The sequence below is a fragment of the Arthrobacter rhizosphaerae genome (assembly GCF_023062595.1).
Taxonomy (GTDB): Bacteria; Actinomycetota; Actinomycetes; order Actinomycetales; family Micrococcaceae; genus Arthrobacter; species Arthrobacter rhizosphaerae.
Genome location: NZ_JALLAN010000009.1, coordinates 163358 through 184646 on the forward strand (window position 1 = coordinate 163358; position 21289 = coordinate 184646).

Annotated in this window: 20 protein-coding genes; 19 read left to right on the forward strand and 1 reads right to left on the reverse strand. The window is 62.5% G+C overall.

All coding sequences use genetic code 11. The features are described from left to right. The first annotated feature begins 4 nt into the window (after positions 1-4). The 12 genes from MU551_RS13825 (at position 5) to MU551_RS13880 (ending at position 14276) form a co-directional block, all read left to right on the forward strand. Complete coding sequence (locus MU551_RS13825) at positions 5-631, forward strand: cyclodeaminase/cyclohydrolase family protein (RefSeq protein ID WP_247045498.1); 627 nt, start codon at positions 5-7, stop codon at positions 629-631. Then, complete coding sequence (locus MU551_RS13830; RefSeq protein WP_247045500.1) at positions 628-1503, forward strand: bifunctional 5,10-methylenetetrahydrofolate dehydrogenase/5,10-methenyltetrahydrofolate cyclohydrolase; 876 nt, start codon at positions 628-630, stop codon at positions 1501-1503. The genes MU551_RS13825 and MU551_RS13830 overlap by 4 nt, the downstream gene beginning before the upstream one ends. A gap of 60 nt (positions 1504-1563) precedes the next feature. Beyond that, the gene (locus MU551_RS13835; protein WP_247045502.1) at positions 1564-2439 is read left to right on the forward strand and encodes a methylenetetrahydrofolate reductase; all 876 of its coding nucleotides are present in this window, start codon (positions 1564-1566) and stop codon (positions 2437-2439) included. A gap of 11 nt (positions 2440-2450) precedes the next feature. Further along, on the forward strand, positions 2451-4778 hold the full coding sequence (locus tag MU551_RS13840) for an FdhF/YdeP family oxidoreductase (protein WP_247045504.1): 2328 nt from the start codon (positions 2451-2453) through the stop codon (positions 4776-4778). Then, positions 4775-5374 carry a GTP cyclohydrolase I FolE gene (folE, locus tag MU551_RS13845; RefSeq protein WP_247045506.1) on the forward strand — a complete coding sequence of 200 codons (600 nt, stop codon included), beginning with the start codon at positions 4775-4777 and terminating at the stop codon, positions 5372-5374. Before MU551_RS13840 ends, folE begins: the two co-directional genes overlap by 4 nt. Positions 5375-5684: 310 nt before the next feature. After that, positions 5685-6902: a formaldehyde dehydrogenase, glutathione-independent gene (gene fdhA / locus MU551_RS13850; protein ID WP_247045508.1), complete on the forward strand. Its 1218-nt coding sequence runs from the start codon at positions 5685-5687 to the stop codon at positions 6900-6902. 110 nt (positions 6903-7012) lie between these two features. After that, complete coding sequence (locus tag MU551_RS13855; protein WP_372489857.1) at positions 7013-8329, forward strand: molybdopterin molybdotransferase MoeA; 1317 nt, start codon at positions 7013-7015, stop codon at positions 8327-8329. After that, positions 8317-9198, forward strand: a complete 882-nt coding sequence (gene fdhD / locus MU551_RS13860) for a formate dehydrogenase accessory sulfurtransferase FdhD (RefSeq protein WP_247045510.1) — start codon at positions 8317-8319, stop codon at positions 9196-9198. The genes MU551_RS13855 and fdhD overlap by 13 nt, the downstream gene beginning before the upstream one ends. Before the next feature lie 146 nt (positions 9199-9344). Then, entirely contained in the window at positions 9345-10148 is an 804-nt protein-coding gene (locus MU551_RS13865) for an IclR family transcriptional regulator (RefSeq protein ID WP_247045511.1), read from the forward strand. A 335-nt stretch (positions 10149-10483) separates the two neighbouring features. Further along, positions 10484-10771: a Rieske 2Fe-2S domain-containing protein gene (locus MU551_RS13870; RefSeq protein WP_247045513.1), complete on the forward strand. Its 288-nt coding sequence runs from the start codon at positions 10484-10486 to the stop codon at positions 10769-10771. Positions 10772-10829: 58 nt separating this feature from the next. Beyond that, complete coding sequence (locus MU551_RS13875) at positions 10830-12770, forward strand: BCCT family transporter (RefSeq protein WP_247045515.1); 1941 nt, start codon at positions 10830-10832, stop codon at positions 12768-12770. A gap of 435 nt (positions 12771-13205) precedes the next feature. Continuing rightward, positions 13206-14276 (forward strand): DNA polymerase IV, encoded by a 1071-nt coding sequence (locus MU551_RS13880; RefSeq protein WP_443629486.1) that lies wholly within the window; start codon positions 13206-13208, stop codon positions 14274-14276. A gap of 204 nt (positions 14277-14480) precedes the next feature. On the opposite strand, the gene MU551_RS13885 is transcribed toward MU551_RS13880, so the two are convergent. Then, the gene (locus MU551_RS13885) at positions 14481-14828 is read right to left on the reverse strand and encodes a cupin domain-containing protein (RefSeq protein ID WP_247045517.1); all 348 of its coding nucleotides are present in this window, start codon (positions 14826-14828) and stop codon (positions 14481-14483) included. Between the two features lie 175 nt (positions 14829-15003). On the opposite strand from MU551_RS13885, the gene MU551_RS13890 reads away from it, so the two are divergent. The 7 genes from MU551_RS13890 (at position 15004) to MU551_RS13920 (ending at position 21235) form a co-directional block, all read left to right on the forward strand. Beyond that, positions 15004-15390 (forward strand): HAD family hydrolase, encoded by a 387-nt coding sequence (locus tag MU551_RS13890; RefSeq protein WP_247045519.1) that lies wholly within the window; start codon positions 15004-15006, stop codon positions 15388-15390. A gap of 181 nt (positions 15391-15571) precedes the next feature. Continuing rightward, on the forward strand, positions 15572-16267 hold the full coding sequence (locus MU551_RS13895) for a haloacid dehalogenase type II (RefSeq protein ID WP_247045521.1): 696 nt from the start codon (positions 15572-15574) through the stop codon (positions 16265-16267). A 15-nt stretch (positions 16268-16282) separates the two neighbouring features. Continuing rightward, a complete protein-coding gene (locus MU551_RS13900) occupies positions 16283-16771 on the forward strand; it encodes a RidA family protein (protein ID WP_247045522.1) in 489 nt (162 codons plus the stop codon). Positions 16772-16903: 132 nt separating this feature from the next. Further along, on the forward strand, positions 16904-18010 hold the full coding sequence (locus MU551_RS13905) for an alanine racemase (RefSeq protein ID WP_247045524.1): 1107 nt from the start codon (positions 16904-16906) through the stop codon (positions 18008-18010). A 73-nt stretch (positions 18011-18083) separates the two neighbouring features. Continuing rightward, a complete protein-coding gene (locus MU551_RS13910) occupies positions 18084-18818 on the forward strand; it encodes an SDR family NAD(P)-dependent oxidoreductase (protein ID WP_247045526.1) in 735 nt (244 codons plus the stop codon). A 36-nt stretch (positions 18819-18854) separates the two neighbouring features. Beyond that, positions 18855-20261 (forward strand): NAD(P)/FAD-dependent oxidoreductase, encoded by a 1407-nt coding sequence (locus MU551_RS13915; protein ID WP_247045529.1) that lies wholly within the window; start codon positions 18855-18857, stop codon positions 20259-20261. 47 nt (positions 20262-20308) lie between these two features. After that, positions 20309-21235, forward strand: coding sequence for an ABC transporter substrate-binding protein (locus MU551_RS13920; protein ID WP_247045531.1), 927 nt, complete (start codon positions 20309-20311; stop codon positions 21233-21235). Positions 21236-21289 lie beyond the last annotated feature (54 nt).

Here is a 21289-nt window from a genome sequence, read left to right on the forward strand (position 1 = left end):
ACACATGATCAGTTCAGAAACAATCAGCGGCTACCTCACCAGACTTGCCTCCCGCGAACCCACCCCGGGCGGCGGGGCAGCTGCGGCCATCCACGCCGCCCAGGGGGCGGCACTCGTCGGAATGGTGGCCAGGTACACCACTGGCACGAAATATGAGCAACATGCCGAACTCGTGGCACGCATCATCGCCTCTGCCGACAGGCTGGTGGTCGAGGCCCTGCGCCTCGCGGACGCCGACCAGCACGCGTTCCAGGGTGTCATCGATGCGTACAAGCTCCCCACCGGTACCGATGATCTCAAGGTCGCGCGAACGGCTGCCGTCCAGGATGCGCTCATCCTGGCCGCGAAAACGCCCGCGCAACTCATCCTCCTTGCCGGGGCTGTGGTGGATCTAGCCACGGAACTGTTCGAGGTGGCCAACAGCAACGTCATCAGCGACGTCGCAGCCGCCGTCGACGCAGCCCGTGCAGCTGCCACCACCGCCCGGGTAAACATCGACATCAATGTGGTTGCCATCAAGGACACCGAAGCCCGGGCCCGGCTGGCGGACCAGACCAATGGCCTTGAGGACAAAGTCATCCTGGCAGCCGACTCACTCGCAAAGCGCGTTCGCGAAAGGATCCTGGGTTGAGCACTACACTCCTCTCCGGGCGGACCTTGGCCAGGCTCATGCAGCAGAAGGCCCACGACGACGCCCGGAACCTCGAAGCCGAAGGCCTGCGCCCGACCCTTGCAGTTGTTGTGGCCACCGACGACGGCTCCACGCAGTGGTACGTCCGGTCAATCGAACGGGCTGCAGAAAGCGCCGGTGTCAGCTGCCGGATCGTGGACCTGGGCCACGATGCGACAGCACAGGTTTTGGCCGGTGTCCTGAAAGACCTCAGCAACGAGCCAACCGTGCACGGGATCATTTTGCAGACGCCGTTGCCACCCGGCGTTGATGCAGATGCCCTGGTTGGGCATATCGCTCCTGAAAAGGACATCGACGGCGCAAATCCAGTGAGCCTTGGCCACCTGGCTGTCGGCCAGCCCTCGTTCGCACCGGCCACGGCCCGGGCGGTCATCGAGATCCTTGACCACTTCGACATCCCGGTGGCGGGCCGGAACGTCGTCGTCATCGGACGCTCGGCCGTTGTTGGAAAGCCGCTGTCCCTGCTGCTGCTGGAACGCGACGCCGCGGTCACTATCTGCCACTCCAGGTCAGGGCCGCTGGAGAAATACACCAAGACGGCCGACGTCGTGATCGTTGCCGCCGGGCGCATCGGCCTGCTGAACAGCAGCCATATTTCCTCCGAGGCCGTAGTGATCGACGTCGGCACCAACGTCCTTCCGGACGGGTCCCTCGTAGGGGACGTGGATCAAGCCAGTGTCCGGGGCGTTGCTGCGGCACTGACGCCCGTCCCGGGCGGGGTCGGATCAGTCACCACGTCCCTGCTTCTTCTGCACACCGTCGAAGCCGCGCGGGAACAGTCGCGTGCCTTCGTCCGGGAAGGGGCCGCGTAGTGTCGGGTAAATGCAATTCATCGAGGCAGTCGCTGCTGTGAGGACGAAGAACGGAGAGCAATGAGCAACGAAGCTGTTGCACGGGTACGGCTGGAAGTTGTTCCATCTGCCGATCTCCTCAAGCAACTCTCCGCAGTTTTTGACACCAAGGGTTCAGTCAGCGTGACATGCCTCCCCCACCACGGGCCTGGACGGACCGTGGAAGCGTCGGTGAACCTGGCGCGCATGGGTTATCACACGGTTCCCCATCTCGCGGCGCGCAGCATTACCAACCAGGCAGAACTGCATTCGCTGCTGCTGCGGCTGCAGGATGCGGGTGTCTCTGAGCTTTTTCTTGTCGCCGGGGACCGGCGAACACCCGCAGGTCCCTACTTGTGGAGCGGACAACTTCTCGAGGCGGTCAAAGCGTATTCTTCCGACTTCTCCGTCGGCATTGCCGGCTACCCCGAAGGCCACCCGCAAATCAGCTACGAGAAACTCAGCAGCAGCCTGCACATGAAAGCACCTTTTGCGTCGTCTATAGTCACGCAGATGTGCTTCTCAGCCGAGGCGATCAGCCGGTACGTCAAGACAATCCGCAAGAGCGGCCCGGAGTTACCCGTCTGGGTTGGAGTCCCCGGCCCGGTCTCTGTCAGGAAGCTGATGTCCATGGGAGCACGCCTCGGGGTGGGCCGCTCGCTCAAGCTTGCCAGGGGGACAGGCCTGGCGGGAGCACTTATGCGAGGGGACGATTTCATGAGCTACGACAGCGGACGCCTGATTCGCGAGGTCCACCAGGAGTTGGCGGGCGATCCCCTCTTTGCCGGGTTCCACGTCTACACCTTCAACGACCTCAGCCGCTTGCCTGGCCTGCTGGAGGGTCTGCCGGCCCTGCAGCCCACCGCCACGCTGGCTCGGCGCAATGCCGCCACTCCACTGTTTCCTGCCAAGATCTGAAGGGAAGACCCATGGCTTCCAAAGCCCCCAAGCACAATATCGACGAGTCCGAACTGAGCGTGACGAAGCCGAAGTCCAAGGCCGTCGGCATCCCCGCGGTCGTTAACTCGCTGAAGATCTCCCTCGAGCAGATGGGTCCGCTGCGCAGCATCCAGACACTCATGGCTGTCAACCAGGTTGACGGCTTTGACTGCATGGGTTGCGCCTGGCCCGAACACGAAAAGCGCAATGCCGCGGAATTCTGCGAGAACGGCGCCAAGGCCGTAGCGGAAGAAGCCACACGCCGCCGCGTCACGCCTGAATTCTTCGCGCAGCACTCGATTGCTGACCTGAAGACGCGCGACGACTACTGGCTGGGTCAACAAGGCCGGCTGACGCATCCAATGTTGCTTGACGAAGGGGCAACCCACTACAGGCCGATCGGCTGGGACGACGCGTATCAGCTGATCGCCCAGGAGATCAGGGACATGGACCACCCCGACCAATCGGTTTTCTACACCTCCGGCAGGACGTCGAATGAGGCAGCCTTCGCCTACCAGCTGCTCGTTCGGGGCATCGGAACGAACAATTTGCCTGACTGCTCAAACATGTGTCACGAATCGTCCGGCTCAGCATTGGTCGAAACCATCGGCATCGGCAAAGGCTCCGTCAGCCTCACTGATGTGGAGACGGCGTCGCTGATTTTCGTGGCGGGGCAAAATCCCGGCACTAACCACCCCCGCATGCTCAGTGCGCTGGAGAAGGCAAAGAAAAACGGCGCCGTCATTGTCTCCGTGAATCCGCTTCCCGAGGCCGGGCTCCTTCGGTTCGAGAACCCGCAGACCATTTCCGGCATGGTGATGGGCACCGAACTGACTGACGACTTCCTGCAGATCCGCGCGGGTGGTGATCAGGCTCTCTTCCAGGGTCTTGGCAAGTACCTGATTGAAGCCGAAGCCCAGGGGCGCAACACCCCGGGTCTAAGCACGGTGCTGGACCATGAATTCATCAAGCACCACACCGTCGGCCTTGACGAATACCTGCGGTACCTCGAAAAGGCCGAATGGGACGACATCGTCGAAGCCACCGGACTGACATTGGAACAGATCAGGTCCACGGGCGAACGTCTGCTGGCCTCGAGCGCAACCATCGTCTGCTGGGCCATGGGCCTGACCCAGCACAAGCACTCGGTACCCACCCTCCGTGACGTGGTCAACGTCCTGCTTCTGCAAGGCAACATCGGCAAGCCCGGAGCCGGCGTCTGCCCTGTCCGCGGCCACTCCAACGTCCAGGGTGACAGGACCATGGGCATCTTCGAAAAGATGCCGGAGACTTTCCACGACAGGCTTGACGACGAATTCGGATTCCTCTCCCCCAGAGCCCACGGGTTCGACACCGTGGCTGCCATCCGCGCCATGCGGGACGGAAAGGTGCGCGTCTTTATCGGGATGGGTGGCAACTTCGTGCGGGCCGCCCCGGATTCAGAGGTCACGGAGCAGGCGCTGGCCAACACACGCCTGACGGTACAGATCTCCACAAAACTGAACCATTCCCACGTATCGACGGGCCGTCGCGCCCTGATTCTGCCAACGCTGGGACGCACTGAGAAGGACACCCAACGCACAGGCGACCAGAGAGTCACCGTGGAAGATTCCATGAGTGCGGTCCACGCCTCCCGCGGACGCCTTCAGCCCGCCAGCGAGCACCTGCACTCCGAAGTGGCCATTGTGTGCAACATCGCCCATAAGCTGTTCACGGACAGTGCAAACCTCCCGTTGCCCAACACCCCCAAAGCCGACTGGCTCTCTATGCGGGACGACTACTCGGTTATCAGGAAACATATCGAAGCCGTCCTCAGCGGTTTCGAGAATTTCGAGGAACGGATCCAGAACCCTGGCGGGTTCGTCCTTCCCCACCCGCCCCGGGACGCCAGGAAGTTCGACACTGCGACCGGCAAGGCCCACTTCACCGGCAACGAACTGGAATTCATCAGGGTCCCGGAGGGTCGGCTTGTCCTTCAGACGCTGCGCTCCCATGACCAGTACAACACCACGATCTACGGCAAGGATGACCGTTACCGGGGCATCCACGGCGGGCGCCGCGTCGTGCTGATCAACGCCGACGACATCACTGGGCTGGGTTTCACCGACGGGGACATGGTCCATCTCATCTCCGAGTTTCAGGGGACCGAACGCCGGGCCGAAAACTTCCGCATCGTTTCGTACTCCACGCCCAAGGGTTGCGCGGCGGCTTACTACCCGGAGACCAACGTCCTCGTGCCGCTTGACTCCGTAGCCGACACGAGCGGGACGCCCACCTCCAAGTCCGTCATCATCCGCCTCGAACGCGCCGAACCATGAGCTCCCGCCTGGCCACACCAACGATGGCCAAGGGCGTGGACGGGCCCAGGGTGGAACGGGCAGTCCGCGAATACCTTCTGGCTATGGGGGAGGACCCCGAACGGCCCGGACTGGTGGACACTCCAGCCCGCGTGGCCCGCGCCGCCGCGGAAACGTTTGGCGGGCTCCATGAGGATCCCCTGGCAGTCCTGGACAGAACCTTCGACCTGGGCCACGGTGAAATGGTCATCGTCAAGGACATCCCTTTCTATTCCACCTGCGAACACCACCTGGTGCCGTTCCATGGTGTGGCGCATGTGGGCTACATTCCGTCCGCAGAGGGACTCGTAACCGGCCTCAGCAAACTGGCCAGGCTGGTGGATGTGTTTGCGCGAAGGCCGCAGGTCCAGGAAAGACTTACCACCGAGGTGGTGGACGCGCTGGTCGCATCACTGCGTCCTCTGGGCGCAATTGTGGTGATCGAATGTGAACACCTGTGTATGTCCATGAGGGGCGTCCGTAAACCAGGAGCAAAGACCATCACCTCCGCAGTCCGCGGTGAACTACGCCTGCCGGCCGCCCGTGCCGAGGCTCTGAGCCTCATCCGCGGCCGCTAAAGAATCTCTGGACACAGCCGCCGGGCTACCTTACGATGTAACTGATATATCTTTAGTGGACATGCGAAAATATCAGTCTCTATGCATGTCGGTACGGCATCCCGTTGACAGCCTTCGCCTTCACGAAGGATGAACTGTCCCGTTCCCGTGAAGGGTGCTTCGGTGGTTAGAAACCTGGGGAGGTACACCGAAGCACCACTTTCGGGCGACGGGGCATCGCCGGCGATTTTCCGGACCAGTGCAGGGCAATCCAACATGGCAGGCCTGGCACCACAAACCCAGCACCACCCGCGTATCCAAAGGAGTGTCCATGTCAGGAAACAGAGCCGTAGCCTACAAGGAACCCGGCGTCGTCGAGATCATCAATACCGACTACCCGACGTTCGAACTTAAGGATGGACCCGGCGTCAATCCAGCCAATATCGGCCGGAAGGTCCCCCACGGTGTGGTCCTCCGCACGGTAACCACCAACATCTGCGGGTCCGACCAGCACATGGTGCGCGGCCGCACCACGGCGCCACGGGACTTGGTCCTGGGGCACGAAATCACCGGTGAGGTGGTGGAAGTTGGTCCTGATGTCGAATTCATCAAGGTCGGCGATATCGTCTCGGTGCCATTCAACATCTCCTGCGGCCGCTGCCGGAACTGCAAGGAACGCAAGACCGGTATCTGCCTGAACGTCAACCCCGACAGGCCCGGCAGCGCCTACGGCTATGTGGACATGGGAGGCTGGGTTGGCGGCCAGGCGGAGTACGTATTGGTCCCGTACGCTGACTGGAACCTCTTGAAGTTCCCCAACCGGGACCAGGCTCTGGAAAAAATCATGGATTTGACCATGCTCTCGGACATCTTCCCCACTGGCTTCCACGGAGCAGTCACGGCAGGAGTCGGCGTCGGTTCCACTGTGTACATCGCAGGCGCGGGTCCGGTGGGCCTCGCGGCGGCCGTCGGTGCGCAGTTGCTTGGCGCGGCAGTCGTCATTGTCGGTGACATCAACGAAGACCGCCTGGTTCAGGCCAGGTCCTTCGGATGCGAAACGGTGAATGTCTCCAAGGGAGACCCGAAGGACCAGATTGAGCAGATCCTTGGCGTGCCCGAAGTGGACTGTGGTGTGGACGCAGTCGGATTCGAAGCCCGCGGCCACGGCAGGGACGCCTCGCACGAAGCTCCGGCCACTGTGCTTAACTCCCTCATGGACATCACTGCCGCCGGTGGTGCCCTGGGCATCCCGGGACTCTACGTGACCGGTGACCCCGGGGGAATCGACGAGGCGGCCCAGCACGGATCCCTCTCGCTGTCGCTGGGCACCGGGTGGGCAAAATCTTTGTCCTTCACCACCGGCCAGTGCCCCGTGATGAAGTACAACCGCCAACTGATGATGGCCATCCTGCATGACAAGGTGCAGATCGCCAAGGCGGTGAACGCCCAGGCAATCACGCTTGATGAAGCGCCTCGCGGCTACGCGGAATTCGACGCCGGGTCGGCAACAAAATTCGTGCTGAACCCGAATGGATACGTCAAGGCGTAGCAGGCCGGTTGATGGCGCCGGGGAGTGTGGGGCAAGCACCGTACAGTGCGATCCTCACATTCCCCGGTCCCACTTTTCAGTGCATCAATACCTTCAGAAAAGGGGCACCGTTGCTCGCCCAGGAAATCACCACGAGCGGTCGCACATCGGAGCTGCTCTCAGCCTTGCGCCCTTCCGGACATGCCTCCCCCACGTGGTCCGAAGCCCGTCAGCTGGCTTTCGATTGCGCCGTCCCGCTCGCACCGGTGGAGGTCCCCCTCTCATCGGCAGCAGGCCGCATCCTGACCCGTGACGTCGCTGCCCTGCAGGAGCTCCCCCACTACGACTCCTCAGCTATGGACGGCTGGGCCATTAGCGGTTCCGGTCCATGGCTGCTTACCGGCAACAAGCATTTTCTGTCCCCCGGGCGGGCCCGCGTCATCGCCACCGGCGGGCTGGTTCCTGCCGGTGCGACGTCGATACTCCGCAAGGAAAGCGGCGAGATCCGCCAAGACGCTGCAGGCAACACTCTCCTGCGGCTCAACAACAATGCAAAACCTGGCGAGCCGGGCCAGGGCCGCCATATCCGTCCTGCCGGCGAAGAAGCTGCGGCCGGTGAAGTGCTGATCCCCGCCGGCACAGAACTGAACCCCGGCCATCTTGCGCTGGCAGCCGTGGCTGGCCATGACAACCTGCAAGTGCGGGGCAAGCCGGTGGTGGGAATCGTCTTGACCGGTTCCGAAGTAGTCACGGCGGGTGTTCCTAAACCAGGCCATGTCAGGGACGCTTTTGGTCCCCAGCTGGGCACAGTCGTTTCCCTTCTGGGCGGCATACCTGCCGGCTCCCTGCGCGTCGGTGATTCCTACGACGAGTGGCTCGCGGCTTTGGATGGCTCAGCAACATTTCCCGGGCCCCGGCCTGAGGTGACCATAACCACTGGTGGAACCGGGTGTTCCGGGACAGATCATTTTCGCGGCGCTATCGCCGCTCTCGGCGGCCAGCTGCTGCTGGATGGCATCGCCATGCGTCCCGGCCACCCGGCCGTCCTGGCCGGACTACCGGACGGCCGCTTCGTCGTCGGACTGCCAGGGAACCCCTTGGCGGCAATGATGGCCCTCATCAGTATTGGTGCGCCACTGCTGGATGCGCTGGGAGGAAGCTCCCTCGCCGCCGTTGGGCAGGTGACGTCGGCCGCTGACGTCGACCCCTGCCCCGGCGGTACTCGCCTGATTCCGTGCTGGTTCATCGAAGGTTTGGCCTTTCCTGCCTCGCATACCGGGCCCGGAATGATGCGCGGACTGGCCGCAGCTGACGGTGTCATGGCTGTCCCCCCTGGCGGAGTCCTTTGCGGCGAGCCGGTTCCCGTGCTCCCCCTCCCCTGGACACAGTCCAACGGGACGATCCTGTCCGCCACCCACCGAGTACGGAGCACCACATGGCACGCATGACTCAGCGCCGGAAGATCCATCGCTTCCATCTGGACGGATCGGGCACTGAATACCCGGTACGGGTCAAGGAGGACCTACTCGCCGCTGAGGAGCCCCTGGAAATCCGTATCGGCGGCCGCTCTTTCGCCGTCACAATGAGGACCCCCGGGGACGACTTTGACCTGGTGGCCGGGTTCCTGGTTTCGGAAGGCATCATCAGCTCCCACTCAGAGCTGGTATCACTGCGCTTTTGCACCGGAACTGCGGAGGGAGTACAGACGTATAACGTCATCGATGCCCAGCTGAGGCCCGATGTTCCCCTGCCCCAGACCATGCGGCACGTCTATACGTCAAGCTCCTGCGGCATCTGCGGGACAGACTCAATCGATTCCGTCCGAAAGACCCTTCGCTTTGACCCTGCCCATGACCCGCTGCGGATACCCGTGGATGTCCTCGCCGAACTCCCCGGGCGGCTTCGCGAGGCCCAGGCGGTGTTCGATAAGACGGGCGGCGTCCATGCGGCGGGGCTGTTCAAAGTGGACGGCACCAAAGCGGAGCTGCTCTGTCTCCGTGAGGATGTTGGACGCCATAACGCTGTAGACAAAGTTGTAGGTTGGGCGCTGCGCCAAAACCTCTTGCCTTTGAGCGGCACCGTCCTCCAGGTTTCGGGACGGGCCTCCTTCGAGCTTGTCCAGAAGGCCGCTATGGCGGGCATTCCTGTCTTGGCTGCGGTGAGCGCGCCCTCAAGCCTGGCCGCAGACCTCGCCGTCGAGACCGGGGTGACCTTGGTCGGCTTCAGCCGGGGGCACAGCCTGAATGTCTACGCCGGCCGGGAGAGGCTGGGCCGCCCGCAGAACGTGAGCAGCGAGGAGAGTTATGCCCGGCTTTGACGTCGTCCAAGCCGCAACTGTCAACGTACACATGCGGGAGGTGTAACAGGGGAATTGCGAGGGTCTAACCATTCCGGTCTAGGATCAAACACAAAGCGGGTGTTATCAGCCTCTTGTTTGGCCACAGAAAGACGTAGGTGTGGATCATGGCCACAAATGACCTTGACGCCCAAAAAAATTCAAACGGGCAGGCCGGTGGCGTGCAGTCCGTTGACCGTGCCCTGCAGATCCTCGAGATCCTCGCACGTGACGGACACGCTGGCGTGAGCGACATCGCCGAGGAAATGGGCGTTCACAAGTCCACCGTCTTTCGGCTGCTCGAATCCCTTGCCGGCCCAGAGATGGTCCAGCAGAACAGCGGACGCGGCAAGTATCAGCTTGGCTTCGGCATTCTTCGCCTCGCCGCATCCATCCCGGCCCGCCTCAGCCTGGTGCGGGAGGCCAGGCCGATCCTGGAAGATCTTGCGCACCAGAGCAAGGAAACGGTCAACCTCGCAGTCCTGCGCTCAGGCTACGCCGTCAACGTCGACCAGGCACTGGGACCCTCCAGCCTGGCCACGCACGACTGGGTGGGCGGCCTGACCCCGCTCCATGCCACGTCCAGTGGCAAGGTTTTTCTGGCAGCGCTGACCGCTGATGAGCGGCGGCGGATCCTTGACGAGGTCGGCTTGTCCGCCAGGACACCGCGGACCATCACCCGACGGGAAGTACTGGAAAAGCAGTTGCTGGATGTAGCCCACAACGGGTACGCGGAGTCGAGAGAGGAACTCGAGATCGGCTTGAACGCTGTTGCTGTTCCGGTCTATAACCACGTGGCCGCGGTCATTGGATCAGTGAGCATTTCGGGACCGGCGTTCCGCTTCGACACCGAAAAGCTCCCGGAGCTCATCACGGACCTACGTGATGCAGGATTCCGGATCAGCGAGAAAATGGGCTATACGCAAAGGTGAGCCCGCCCTTATGGGCTACGGGTCACGTTGCCTTCGGGTGTAGCCGACCGAGAAGTCTGCTTGCGTCTCCACTAGTTCACTCGCAGGATGCTGAGTTCGCTCCCGCAGGACGCTGAATTGCTTATTACGCAACAGCTATCATCATATGCAACAGTGTTATGCATACCATGTTTAGTGTCAAGGTGTGGTCAGGGCTTCAGAAATATCTTGACATTGAGTGTGACGAGGGGCACTCTGTTGCTTAGGGCGAATCCTGTTGATCCATACGGAACCCACTGCAGGTTCCGTCTACAGCATTCGTCACCTGATCCCCACCCAGACCATGGAGAGGCAAGATGCACAAGGCCTGCCCACTCAGTGAACTCGCGCCAGGGGAGGCGCTCCGGCTTGATTCGGCGCCGCCGATTGCCGTTTTTCATACTGAGGACGGCAAACTCTCCGCCATCGATGACACCTGCACACATCAGGATGCATCCTTGGTAGATGGATATGTAGAGGATTGCCGGGTGGAATGGCCCCTGCATGCCTCCCGGTTCAACCTGCAAACAGGAAAAATCGACGCACCGCCAGCCAAACTGCCCGTCCGGACCCCCAAGGAAGCCCCAACCTTCCTCCCGGCCTGACAGTCAACGGCCACACCCAAAACAAGCAGTCCATGACTCCCAAGCAAAGGACGAAATCATGGCTATAAACAGTGACATCAAACCCCCCAAGAAACCTCCCGTTAGCGAAAGCGAGGCGGAGAGCCTGATAATCGAGGAACTGGCTTCAGAGGACGGTATCGAAGCAGTCGTGCTCATTCCTGAGGATGGAACGCCAAGTACTCTGCCGGATTCAGAAGAATACGACCAGATCCTGGAAGAGCTTCGCAATGCCAAAACCGAGCAGGCCGTTTCGGCACGCCGGAAGACGAAACTTACCCTGGACAAAGTCACCTTTGGGATCACAGGCGCCATTGCCGTCGCCTTCGTGATCTGGGGATTCGTTGGCCGGGACAGCCTCTCCGCCTCCTCGACGGGTGCCCTGAACTGGGTTATGGAGTACACGGGATGGCTCTTTATGCTCCTGGCCTCGCTCTTCGTCATCTTTGTGCTCTGGCTGGCCTTGGGCAAGTTCGGCAACATCCCGCTGGGCAAGGACGGCGAGAAGCCTGAATTCCGCACCGTCTCCTGGGTTGCGATGATGTTTGCCGCCGGCATGGGCATCGGGTTGATGTTCTACGGCGTGGCCGAGCCTCTCTACCACTACGTTTCGCCCCCGCCGGGAACCGTTGACGGCAGCACCCCGGCTGCCATCCAGACTGCAATGGCCACCTCAATCTTCCACTGGACGCTGCACCCCTGGGCCATGTACGCCGTCGTGGGCATAGCGATGGCCTACGGAACTTACCGGTTGGGCCGCAAACAGCTGATCTCCGCCGCCTTCACATCGCTGTTCGGCATCCGAGTGGTTGAAGGTCCGGTCGGGAAGTTTATTAACATTCTTGCCATTTTCGCGACACTCTTCGGCACTGCGGCATCGCTGGGCCTTGGCGCCCTGCAAATCGGCAGCGGCATGACGTCCAACGGCTGGATGGGAGAAATCGGCACTCCGGTGCTCGTGGTCATCGTGGCCGTCCTCACAGCCTGTTTCGTCGCCTCGGCCGTTTCCGGCATCAGCCGCGGAATCCAGTGGCTCTCCAACATCAACATGGTGCTGGCCGTAGTCCTGGCTCTGATCGTCTTCGTGGCAGGACCCACCCTTTTCATTCTCAACCTGATCCCCGCAGCAGTCGGCGACTACGCCAGGGACCTCGCGGAGATGTCTTCCAGGACCGAAGCCGTCGGCGACGAGGCTCTGCGCACCTGGATGTCCGGCTGGACCATCTTCTACTGGGCCTGGTGGGTATCCTGGACGCCCTTTGTGGGCATGTTCATTGCCCGCATCAGCCGCGGACGCACCATCCGGCAGTTTGTCACCGGCGTGCTGCTGGTTCCCAGCGTTGTCAGTGTGATCTGGTTCGGCATCTTCGGCGGCACCGCGTTCCATGTGCAGCAGGAAGCCGACAAGGCCGGCACGCCCGGCCTTGTGACAATGGTCGACGGCGTCCCGTCCGTTAGCTTCGACGGGGCCCTTTTCGACCTGATCAAGAACCTGGGCATGCCCGCCTGGGCCGTCGCGGCCGTCATCGTCCTGGCGATGGTCCTGGTAGGGATCTTCTTTATCACCGGCGCAGACGCAGCCTCCATCGTGATGGGATCGCTCAGCTCCAACGGTGCCGAGGAACCCCGCCGCGGAGTGGTCATTTTCTGGGGCACCCTCACCGGGGCCGTCGCCGCCGTCATGCTCCTGGCGGGCGGAGACGTGCCCTCCGAAGCCCTGTCCGGGCTCCAACGCATCACCATCGTCGCCGCCCTTCCCTTCGTGGTGGTGATGCTGCTGCTCTGCTTCGCCCTCGTCAAGGACCTCCGCCGCGACCCGCTGGCACTGCGGCAACGGCTGGCCACCAACGTGATGGAACGTGCCATCCGTACGGGCGTGGAGCAACACGGCCATGTCCAGTTCGACCTCGTTACCAGGCATGAACACCACGACGGCTGTTCGGACGGGGCACCCTGCCCGGGGAACGACAGAAGCAACTAAATACGGCGGCCGAAGATCCTGGCCCTCCGGTGTCAGGATCTTCGGCCTCCCCTTGTCCTCTTGCCTTTAGAAGAACGGAAGCTAATGCACGACTCCCAGCAAAAAGAAAAGGTCCTTCGCATATCAGGTGAAGGCAACACCTCGTTCACCGTCAGCCTCGAAGGTGCCGAACCCGTTACAGTCCGCCTGGAAATCGATTCGAAGTGCACCTGTCATGAGGATGGCCGTGCGGTCAGCCGCCCAGGATCATACATCGATACCGAGGTACTCGGCTAACTCAATTAGTACCCCTCCCCGGTGTTATCCCGGCGCCCCGCAGGATTTTCTGCGGGGCGCTTGCATGTCCAATTACGGAGTCGGGTGCGCTACCCACTGGACCAAGGTGCTGCCCGCCAAACGGTGGTGCCAAGCGCGCGACCGGGGCAGACTGGGGCTGTGAGCGAACCATGGGTGCTGCATGTGGATCTTGACCAGTTCATTGCAGCCGTAGAAGTGCTGCGCCGGCCCGAGCTTGCAGGGAAGGCAGTGATCGTTGGGGGTCGCGGCGATCCGACGGAACGGGCGGTAGTGTCGACGGCGTCCTATGAAGCCAGGGTATACGGCGTCGGTTCAGGAATGCCGCTCCGCATTGCCGCACGGAAGGTGCCCCACGCCGTCATCCTGCCTGTCGACGCCGATGCCTACCTGGCCGCGTCCGAAAAAGTGATGTCGGTTCTCCGCTCCCAACCGGGCGCTACAGTCCAGGTGCTCGGCTGGGACGAAGCGTTCGTTGGCGTGTTGGTGGAGGATCCCGAGGCGTACGCCCGGCAACTGCAGCACGCCGTCCTTGAGAAGACCCGGTTGCACTGCAGCGTCGGCATCGGTGACACCTTGGTCCGCGCCAAGGTGGCCACGACGTTCGGCAAGCCTGCCGGCGTCTTCCGCCTCACCGACGCTAACTGGCTCAACGTCATGGGGAGCCGGCCGACAATCGAGCTGTGGGGCGTTGGGACGAAAGTGTCGCGGCGCCTTGCCACACTCGGTATCGAGACGGTCGCACAGCTTGCCGCGTCCAACCCGGATGACCTTGTCCCCGAGTTCGGCCCGAAGATGGGTCCCTGGTATGCGCAGCTCGGGCGGGGTGACGGCGCCCGGACAGTCGATGACACACCCTGGGTGGCCCGCGGGCACAGCCGGGAAACCACGTTCCAGCGGGACCTGACCGAATCCGGGCAGATTGACGACGCCGTCAGGGAGTTGGTGGCGCAGGTTCTGGAAGACGTCGCGGCCGAAGGGCGGCCGGTGATCGGGCTGACCCTCAAGGTCCGCTACGCCCCGTTCTTCACCAAGACATACGGCCGGAAGATTCCCGAGACATCGGACCCGGCAGAAGTCCTCGCGCGCACGCTCGACCTCGCGGCGAAGATCGAGCCTGATCGCCCCATCAGGCTCCTCGGGCTGCGGGCAGAAATGGCCATGCCCGAAGACTCCCGGCAGGGGCATACCCCGACCCGCAGCGGATGGTGACGGGGCGGCCGCAGCCCCTCAGCGACGCTAAGCAAACGCAAATCCGAAATTCACCGACGGTGTGTTGAAAGATCACCAGCCCCTCCTGGCTGCTGGAGCCTGCTCCATGACGCGACCTGATCCTGCTGCAGCGCCGGAGACGCGAACGGGCCGCACCCTGAATGAGGGTGCGGCCCGTTAGCCCAGCGTGAGGTCCGACGACGATCAGTCGAAGCCGTGGCAGTAAACCTTGCGGATGGTCTCGGTGACCTCCCAGCGGCCCGTCCAGCCCTTGGGCTGCACGACCACGTCGCCGGCAGACACTTCGTAAACGTTGCCGGTGGCGTTGTCAGTGACGGTCACGCGGCCGCTCACGATGTAGCAGACCTCGGTGTCCTCGCGAGGGGTTATGTTCCAGCCGCCGGGCTGGCACTCCCAGACACCGGTCTTGACCTCGGTGTCGAACTTCAGGATTGCCGTCTTGGGGTCACCTGAGTCGTAGCCGGCGCGGTAGCCGTTAGGCTCGAGCTCGCCCTGAACCTCAGCTGCGGGGACGTATACGTATGGACGCATGATTTTTCCTTCCGAGTGGATCGTGAATTGTTGACAATTCTACTCTATTGGATCAGCGCGCGTCTATCGCATTCCCGGTTCGAAACCCACTCTTGGCATCGATGCGCTCGGCAGCGTCCCCGGTGCCGGCGCAGAGCTCGCTGAGGCTGTACGCAACGCCGTTGCCCACGAGGACGTGCCGGCTGCGCTGAAGCTCCAGGGCGACAACTACAAGCTGGTGGCTCTCTCTAACGCGGACAACAGCTTCCTCGACATCAGCATTCCCAAGCTCGGCGCGGAGTGGCACGCCGTGTTTACCGCTGAGCAGGCCGGGACCTACAAGCCGCGCCTCCAGGCGTTTGAGTACATGCTTGACCGGCTCAATGCGACCCCGGAGGACTTCCTCCACGTCTCATCACACCCGCTCTACGACCACATCCCGATGTACAACATGGGTTTCCGGGACCTTGTAATGCTGGACCGTAACGCTGAACCGTTCGCTCCGGGCTACGACGTCTTGACACGTCCTTCTTCCCCAACCTGGAACCGAACTAATTTCCCGCAGTTCCTGATACTTCTCTGAGTGGGTTCTTGCAGCTCTGGATACAACCCTCCCCAGATCAAATCAGCACGGTCGAGATCGGCTCTCCAAAATTTGAAAAGACCGTTGACAACCTCCCGACTGGGGGCGTATCGTCGACAATCGACGCAGTAAACCAATGTCTCGTCGACAATCGACGAAACATCAATAACTGGAGGATGAAATGGCATTCGAATTCGAAACCAAGCCCAAGTTCGCTACGTTCGACATGAACGGAACGCTGATTAAGTTCGCTATCAACGATGCGATCCGTGAGGTATTGGGTGACCGGTTGCCGGCTGAGATCGCCGATGAGTACCTGCGGGCCTGCAAGGCGTACCGCATCGATGAGTGCACGGGCGAGTACAAGCCGTTCCACCAGATCGTTGCCGACTCGATGGAACGCGCCTCGCGTCGGCTCGGTCTGGAGTTCCGTGCGGCCGATGCACGGGCAGTCTACGAGAAAGTCCCCTCTTTTCAGCCGTACCCGGGTGTCACCGAGGCACTGAACCGCCTGGCTGAGGAAGTCCCGCTGGTCATCATCACCAACAGCGACACCGCCCATGCTGAGCTCCTCGCAGCGAACCTCAAGGCCCCGTTCGAGGTCATCATCAGCGCCGAGGAGATGGGCATGTACAAGCCGCGGCTCGGTGCATTTGAGTACATGTTCGACAAGCTTGGCGTGACACCGGATGAGATCGTGCACGTCTCTGCGAGCCCGATGTACGACCACCGCCCCGCGGCCATCATGGACATCAAGAACAAGGTGTATGTCGACCGCGGCTTCGAGCACGACGAGCACTGGCTCGGCTACGAGCGGATCACCGACATCGCCGATCTCCCCGTCCTCTTCGGCCTGCCGCGTCCCGCAGCCTCCTAAGGGAGACCTGTACAGATGAGTCTGCCACTGCCTCAAACCGTAAAGGGCGACTCGGCTTCAGATCGTCTTGAGGCCCTGGGTATGGAACTTCCCGTCCTGGCTGATAATGCGTACTACGTGGACCACCGGGCGGTGGATTCCAGTATCCATATCTCCGGCCAGCTGCCGTTCAAGGACGGTGTGCTGCTGGGACAGGGCGTTGTGGGCCGGGACGTGGACCTGGAGACGGCGCAGGAGCTCGCGCGCCATTGCGCGCTGAACTGCCTGGCTGCCGCTGTGCAGGCGGTAGGCGATCTGGACCGCGTCCGGATCGTGCAGATGTTGGTCTTCGTGGCCAGTGGACCGGACTTCGGTCTGCAGTCAAAGGTCGCCAACGCGGCCAGTGAGTTGCTCATCGAGGTGTTGGGCGAGAACGGACGGCACGCCCGCACCGCGATCGGAGTGGCCGGACTGCCGCTGAACACTCCGGTAGAGATCCAGATGATCTGCACGGCAGTTCAGTAAAGAGGTACGACGGCGGCCTTGTGCGACGGCGTGTTTGTTCGGGACCCGCTGCGGCGGGTCCCGAACATCCAGCATCCGAGGAAGCCAGCACCGCGGTCCTCGATTCATAAACAGAATTACAAGGAGTACAGCGTGAACCGCATTCAATCAGCACTCGAGGCTCTCCTCGAACGAATCGATACCCCCTCACCGATCGTGCTGGCCGACGTGATGCAGGAGAACATCGACCGCATGCAGGCCTTCGCTGACGCCCAGAACCTGGACGTCAGGCCACACGTCAAGACCCACAAATGCGTCGAAATCGGCCGGCGCCAGGTCAAGGCCGGGGCGGTGGGAATCACCGCGGGCAACGTGGGTGAGGCCGAGGTCTTCGCCACCGCCGGGTTCGAGGACATCTTCATCGCCTACCCGGTCTGGACAGCCGGAACGAAAGGGCCCAGGATCCGCAAACTGGCCGAAACCATCCGGCTGCGGGTTGGCGTCGATAACGTCGCAGCGATCAATGCCCTCGCCGACGCGATGGGGGACGAACCAGGGCTGCTGCAGGTCGTCATTGAGGTCGACTGCGGTGCCCGCCGTTCCGGAGCTGCCCCCGAGTCTGCAGGGGACCTCGCCCTTGCCGCCCGCAGACGCGGCCTGGTCCCGGCCGGCGTCTTCACCTATCCGGGCCACGGCAGCGCCGGTCCGGACGCCCGCAAGCGTGCCGCGGAGGACCAGGATGCCGCCCTTATTACTGCGGTGCGCAGCCTCACCGCAGCCGGGATCACCCCCGAGGTGGTCAGCGCCGGTTCCACACCCACCGTGGAATTCGCCACCAACAGCGTCATCACCGAAATCCGGCCCGGCGAGTACGTGTTCAACGACCTCAACAACACCAGGCTCGGGGCCTGCACCGAGGATCAGATCGCACTGTTCGTCGCCGGCACCGTGGTCAGCGACTGGGTCCCGGATCAGGTCATCCTCGATATCGGCACCAAAGCCCTCGGCCGTGAAGGCAACCCCGAAATCGGATACGGCGCCATTGCCGGCACCAACGCCGTCCTGTCCAAGCTCAACGAATACCACGGCTTCCTCCCCTTGCCCGGCGGAGACTTCCGCCCCGGCGTCGGGACGGTGCTTCCCGTGGTGCCCAACCATGTCTGCCCCGTCGTCGTGAACTTCGAGGAATACATCGTCACCGACAGCACCGGCACAACCCTGGAACGGTGGCCCGTCGACGCCCGCGGATTCCTCAACTGACCGATCCGGACGGGATGCGCCATCCCAGCCAGCCAGCAGCTCAACGACCGAACACCAAGAAGGAATGTCTGACATGAGACTTGATAAGACCACCGCCCTGGTCACCGGAGCCAACAGCGGAATCGGGGACGCAGTATGTTCCCAATTCCGCAATGAAGGTGCCCGGCTGCTCCTCACCGGCCGCAGAGAGCACCTCGACAGCGCCCAGCCCGAGGACCTGTACGTCCCGGGAGACCTCAATGACGAGGCGTTCGTCGAAAACCTCGCACGCCAGGCCGCTGAATCCTTCGGCACGGTCGACGTCGTCGTCCTCAACCACGGACTGCAGGTCAGCGGCCCGCTGACAGAGATGGCCTACGAGGATGCGAAGAACGTGCTGCACAGCAACCTGCTCAGCTCGTTCCTGGTCATGAAGCACTTCGCACCGCTGATGCCCGCCGCGGGCGGCTCGTTCGTCCTCGTCAGCTCCAGGCTCGGCATGGTCGGCAAGCCCGATGAAGTCCTGTACTCCGCAGCCAAGGGAGGCCTGATCATGCTCGCCAAGGGCGCGGCCATCGAATGGGCCTCACGCAACATCCGCGTCAACGTCGTCGCACCAGGGCTCACCGCCACGCCGATCATCGAAGCGTCGTTCCAGCGCAGGGAGGACCCCGAGGCATACCGCGCCCAGCGCGAGGGCCAGATCCCGCTCCAGCGTCTGGCCACCCCCGAAGAAATCGCCGACGCCATCCTCTTCATGGCCTCGAAGGAATCGTCCTACATCACCGGCGCGGTCCTGCCCGTCGACGGCGGATACACCGCAGCCTGAACACCACAACCGTTCCCAGACAAATAAGGACAACTCATGACAGCGCTTGCGGCAACACCCCGAAACGGAGATCTTGGCTTCTGGATGGCCGGACTCGCGGACACCAGGCCAACCTACTCCCGCTTCACCGGTCAGGACTCTGTAGACCTGGCAATCATCGGCGGCGGCTACACCGGCCTCTGGGCCGCCTACTTCGCCAAGAAACTCGAACCATCACTCAACGTCGCGGTGTTTGAGGCAGAACAGATCGGCTACGGCGCCTCCGGACGAAACGGCGGCTGGCTCTCAGCAATGCCCCCAGGAAACCGGGCCACCTTCGCACGTGCCTCCGGCGGAGGGCTGGACGCCAGCATTGCACTGCAGCAGGAGTTCGTCGCCGGCGTCGATTCCGTCCTGGACATTCTCCAGACCGAGGGCATCGATGCGGACCAGAACAAGGGCGGCGCGCTGGTCGCAGCCCACACCAAAGCGGGGCTGGGCCGGCTCGCGACCAGGCGCGACACCGACTGGAAGTACGGCCTGACCGAAGACGATGTCCACCTGCTCGACCGGAACGAATTCCAAAGCCAAATCAACATCTCCACCGTCCACGGCGGGCTCTTCTACAAGAATTGCGCGCGGATAAATCCGGCGAAACTTGTCTACGGTCTCGCTGAGACCCTGACCTCGATGGGGGTGAGCATCTACGAAGGCAGCCGGGTAGGCAGCATCGAGAACAAGACCCTCACTGTGAACAGCGGGCGGGTGACCGCGGCCAAGACGTTCATCTGCACCGAAGGGTATTCCGGAGAGTTGCTTGGCAGCAGGAGCCTGATACCGATCAATTCCTCGATGATCGTGACCAAGCCGCTCTCGGAAGAGGCATGGCAGCAGATCGGCTGGAACGGGCCGCAGTGCCTTAACGACTCCGCGCACACTTTCATCTATTCGCAGCGAACAGCGGACGGCCGCATCGCCATCGGCGGCCGCGGAGCACCCTACCGCTACGGCTCAGGCACAGGAGGCGCCGGTTTAACACCCCAGTCCACCATTGACCTGATCTCTACAAAGCTTCGCTCCTTCTTCCCCGGCATCCCCTTCGAAGTGGATCACGCCTGGTCCGGAGTCCTCGGGGTTACCCGTGACTGGAACGGCGGCGTGCACTGGGACCAGGCATCCGGGATCGGATCGTCCACCGGCTACGCCGGGCACGGCGTCACCGCAGCCTACGTCGGCGGCAGGACACTCGCGGAGCTCGCCTTCGAGCACAAAACGGAACGGACAACACTCCCCTGGGTCGGCTACCGCTCACGGAAGTGGGAACCGGAACCCCTCCGCTGGCTCGGTGTCCACGGCATGTACCGGCTCTTCGGACTTGCTGACCAGTGGGAAGAGCGCAGGGACTCCACCAAGACCTCCCTCCTGGCAAAATTCGGCAGCAGACTCGCCGGACTCCACGAATAACCCACAATCTTTCACCCGAACCCCCAGCCCGTTTAGAAGGAAGCACCATGAAAACCATCAACAAAGCCCAGATGGCGGCCGCAGGGCTTGCTGTCCTGCTGGCCCTGACTGCCTGTGGCGGCGCGGCCACCGGCACCCAGGCCACGGACCTGCCCAAGACACAGAACACCCGTGACATCTCAGAAGGTGTCCAGCCCGACGCAGCCGCGGTCGCGCTGCTGCCCGAGTCCTTCAAAACCAAGGGCGAAATCACCGTCGCAATGGACCTGAGCTCCCCGCCGATGACCTTCCTCGCTGAGGACAACAGCACCCCCATCGGGGTGAACCCGGACCTCGCCCGCCTCGTGGCCAAAAAACTCGGCCTGAAGCTGAAGTTCGAGAACACGGCGTTCGACACCATCATTCCCGGCATCGACGGCGGCCGCTACGACTTCACCGCCACCACCATGTCCGCCACCGAGGAACGCCTCAAGGTCCTGGACATGATCAACTACCTCAAGGGCGGCTCCGCCGTGGCAGTAGCCAAGGACAACCCCCTCAAACTCACGAACGACACCCTCTGCGGCAAGAACATCGGCGTGACCAAGGGCTCCACCCAGCAACTCAAGCACCTGCCCAACGTCTCCAAGTGGACCTGTGAGGAAAAGGGCCAGCCCGCCATCAACGGCATCACGCTGCCCAACGTCCAGGAAGCCCTCACCCAGCTCGACTCCAAGCGGATCGACGGGGTCTTCTACGACGCCAGCGCCCTGGCCTGGGCAGACGCCCAGCAGCCCAACCACTTCCACATCCTCGAACCCCGCATGGACACCCGCACCAACACCAACGTCGCCATGGGCCTGAAGAAGGGCTCACCGTTGACGCCGGCCCTGCAGGCAGCCATCCAGTCCGTGTTGGAAACCCCGGAATACAAGGAATCCCTGGAGTACTGGGGCCTCGGCGAATCAGCCATCACCGAAGCCGCAATCCGCTAATAGCCGTCCATCAGCAAATAACTACCGAAAGAAGCAAACCCGACATGGAACAGG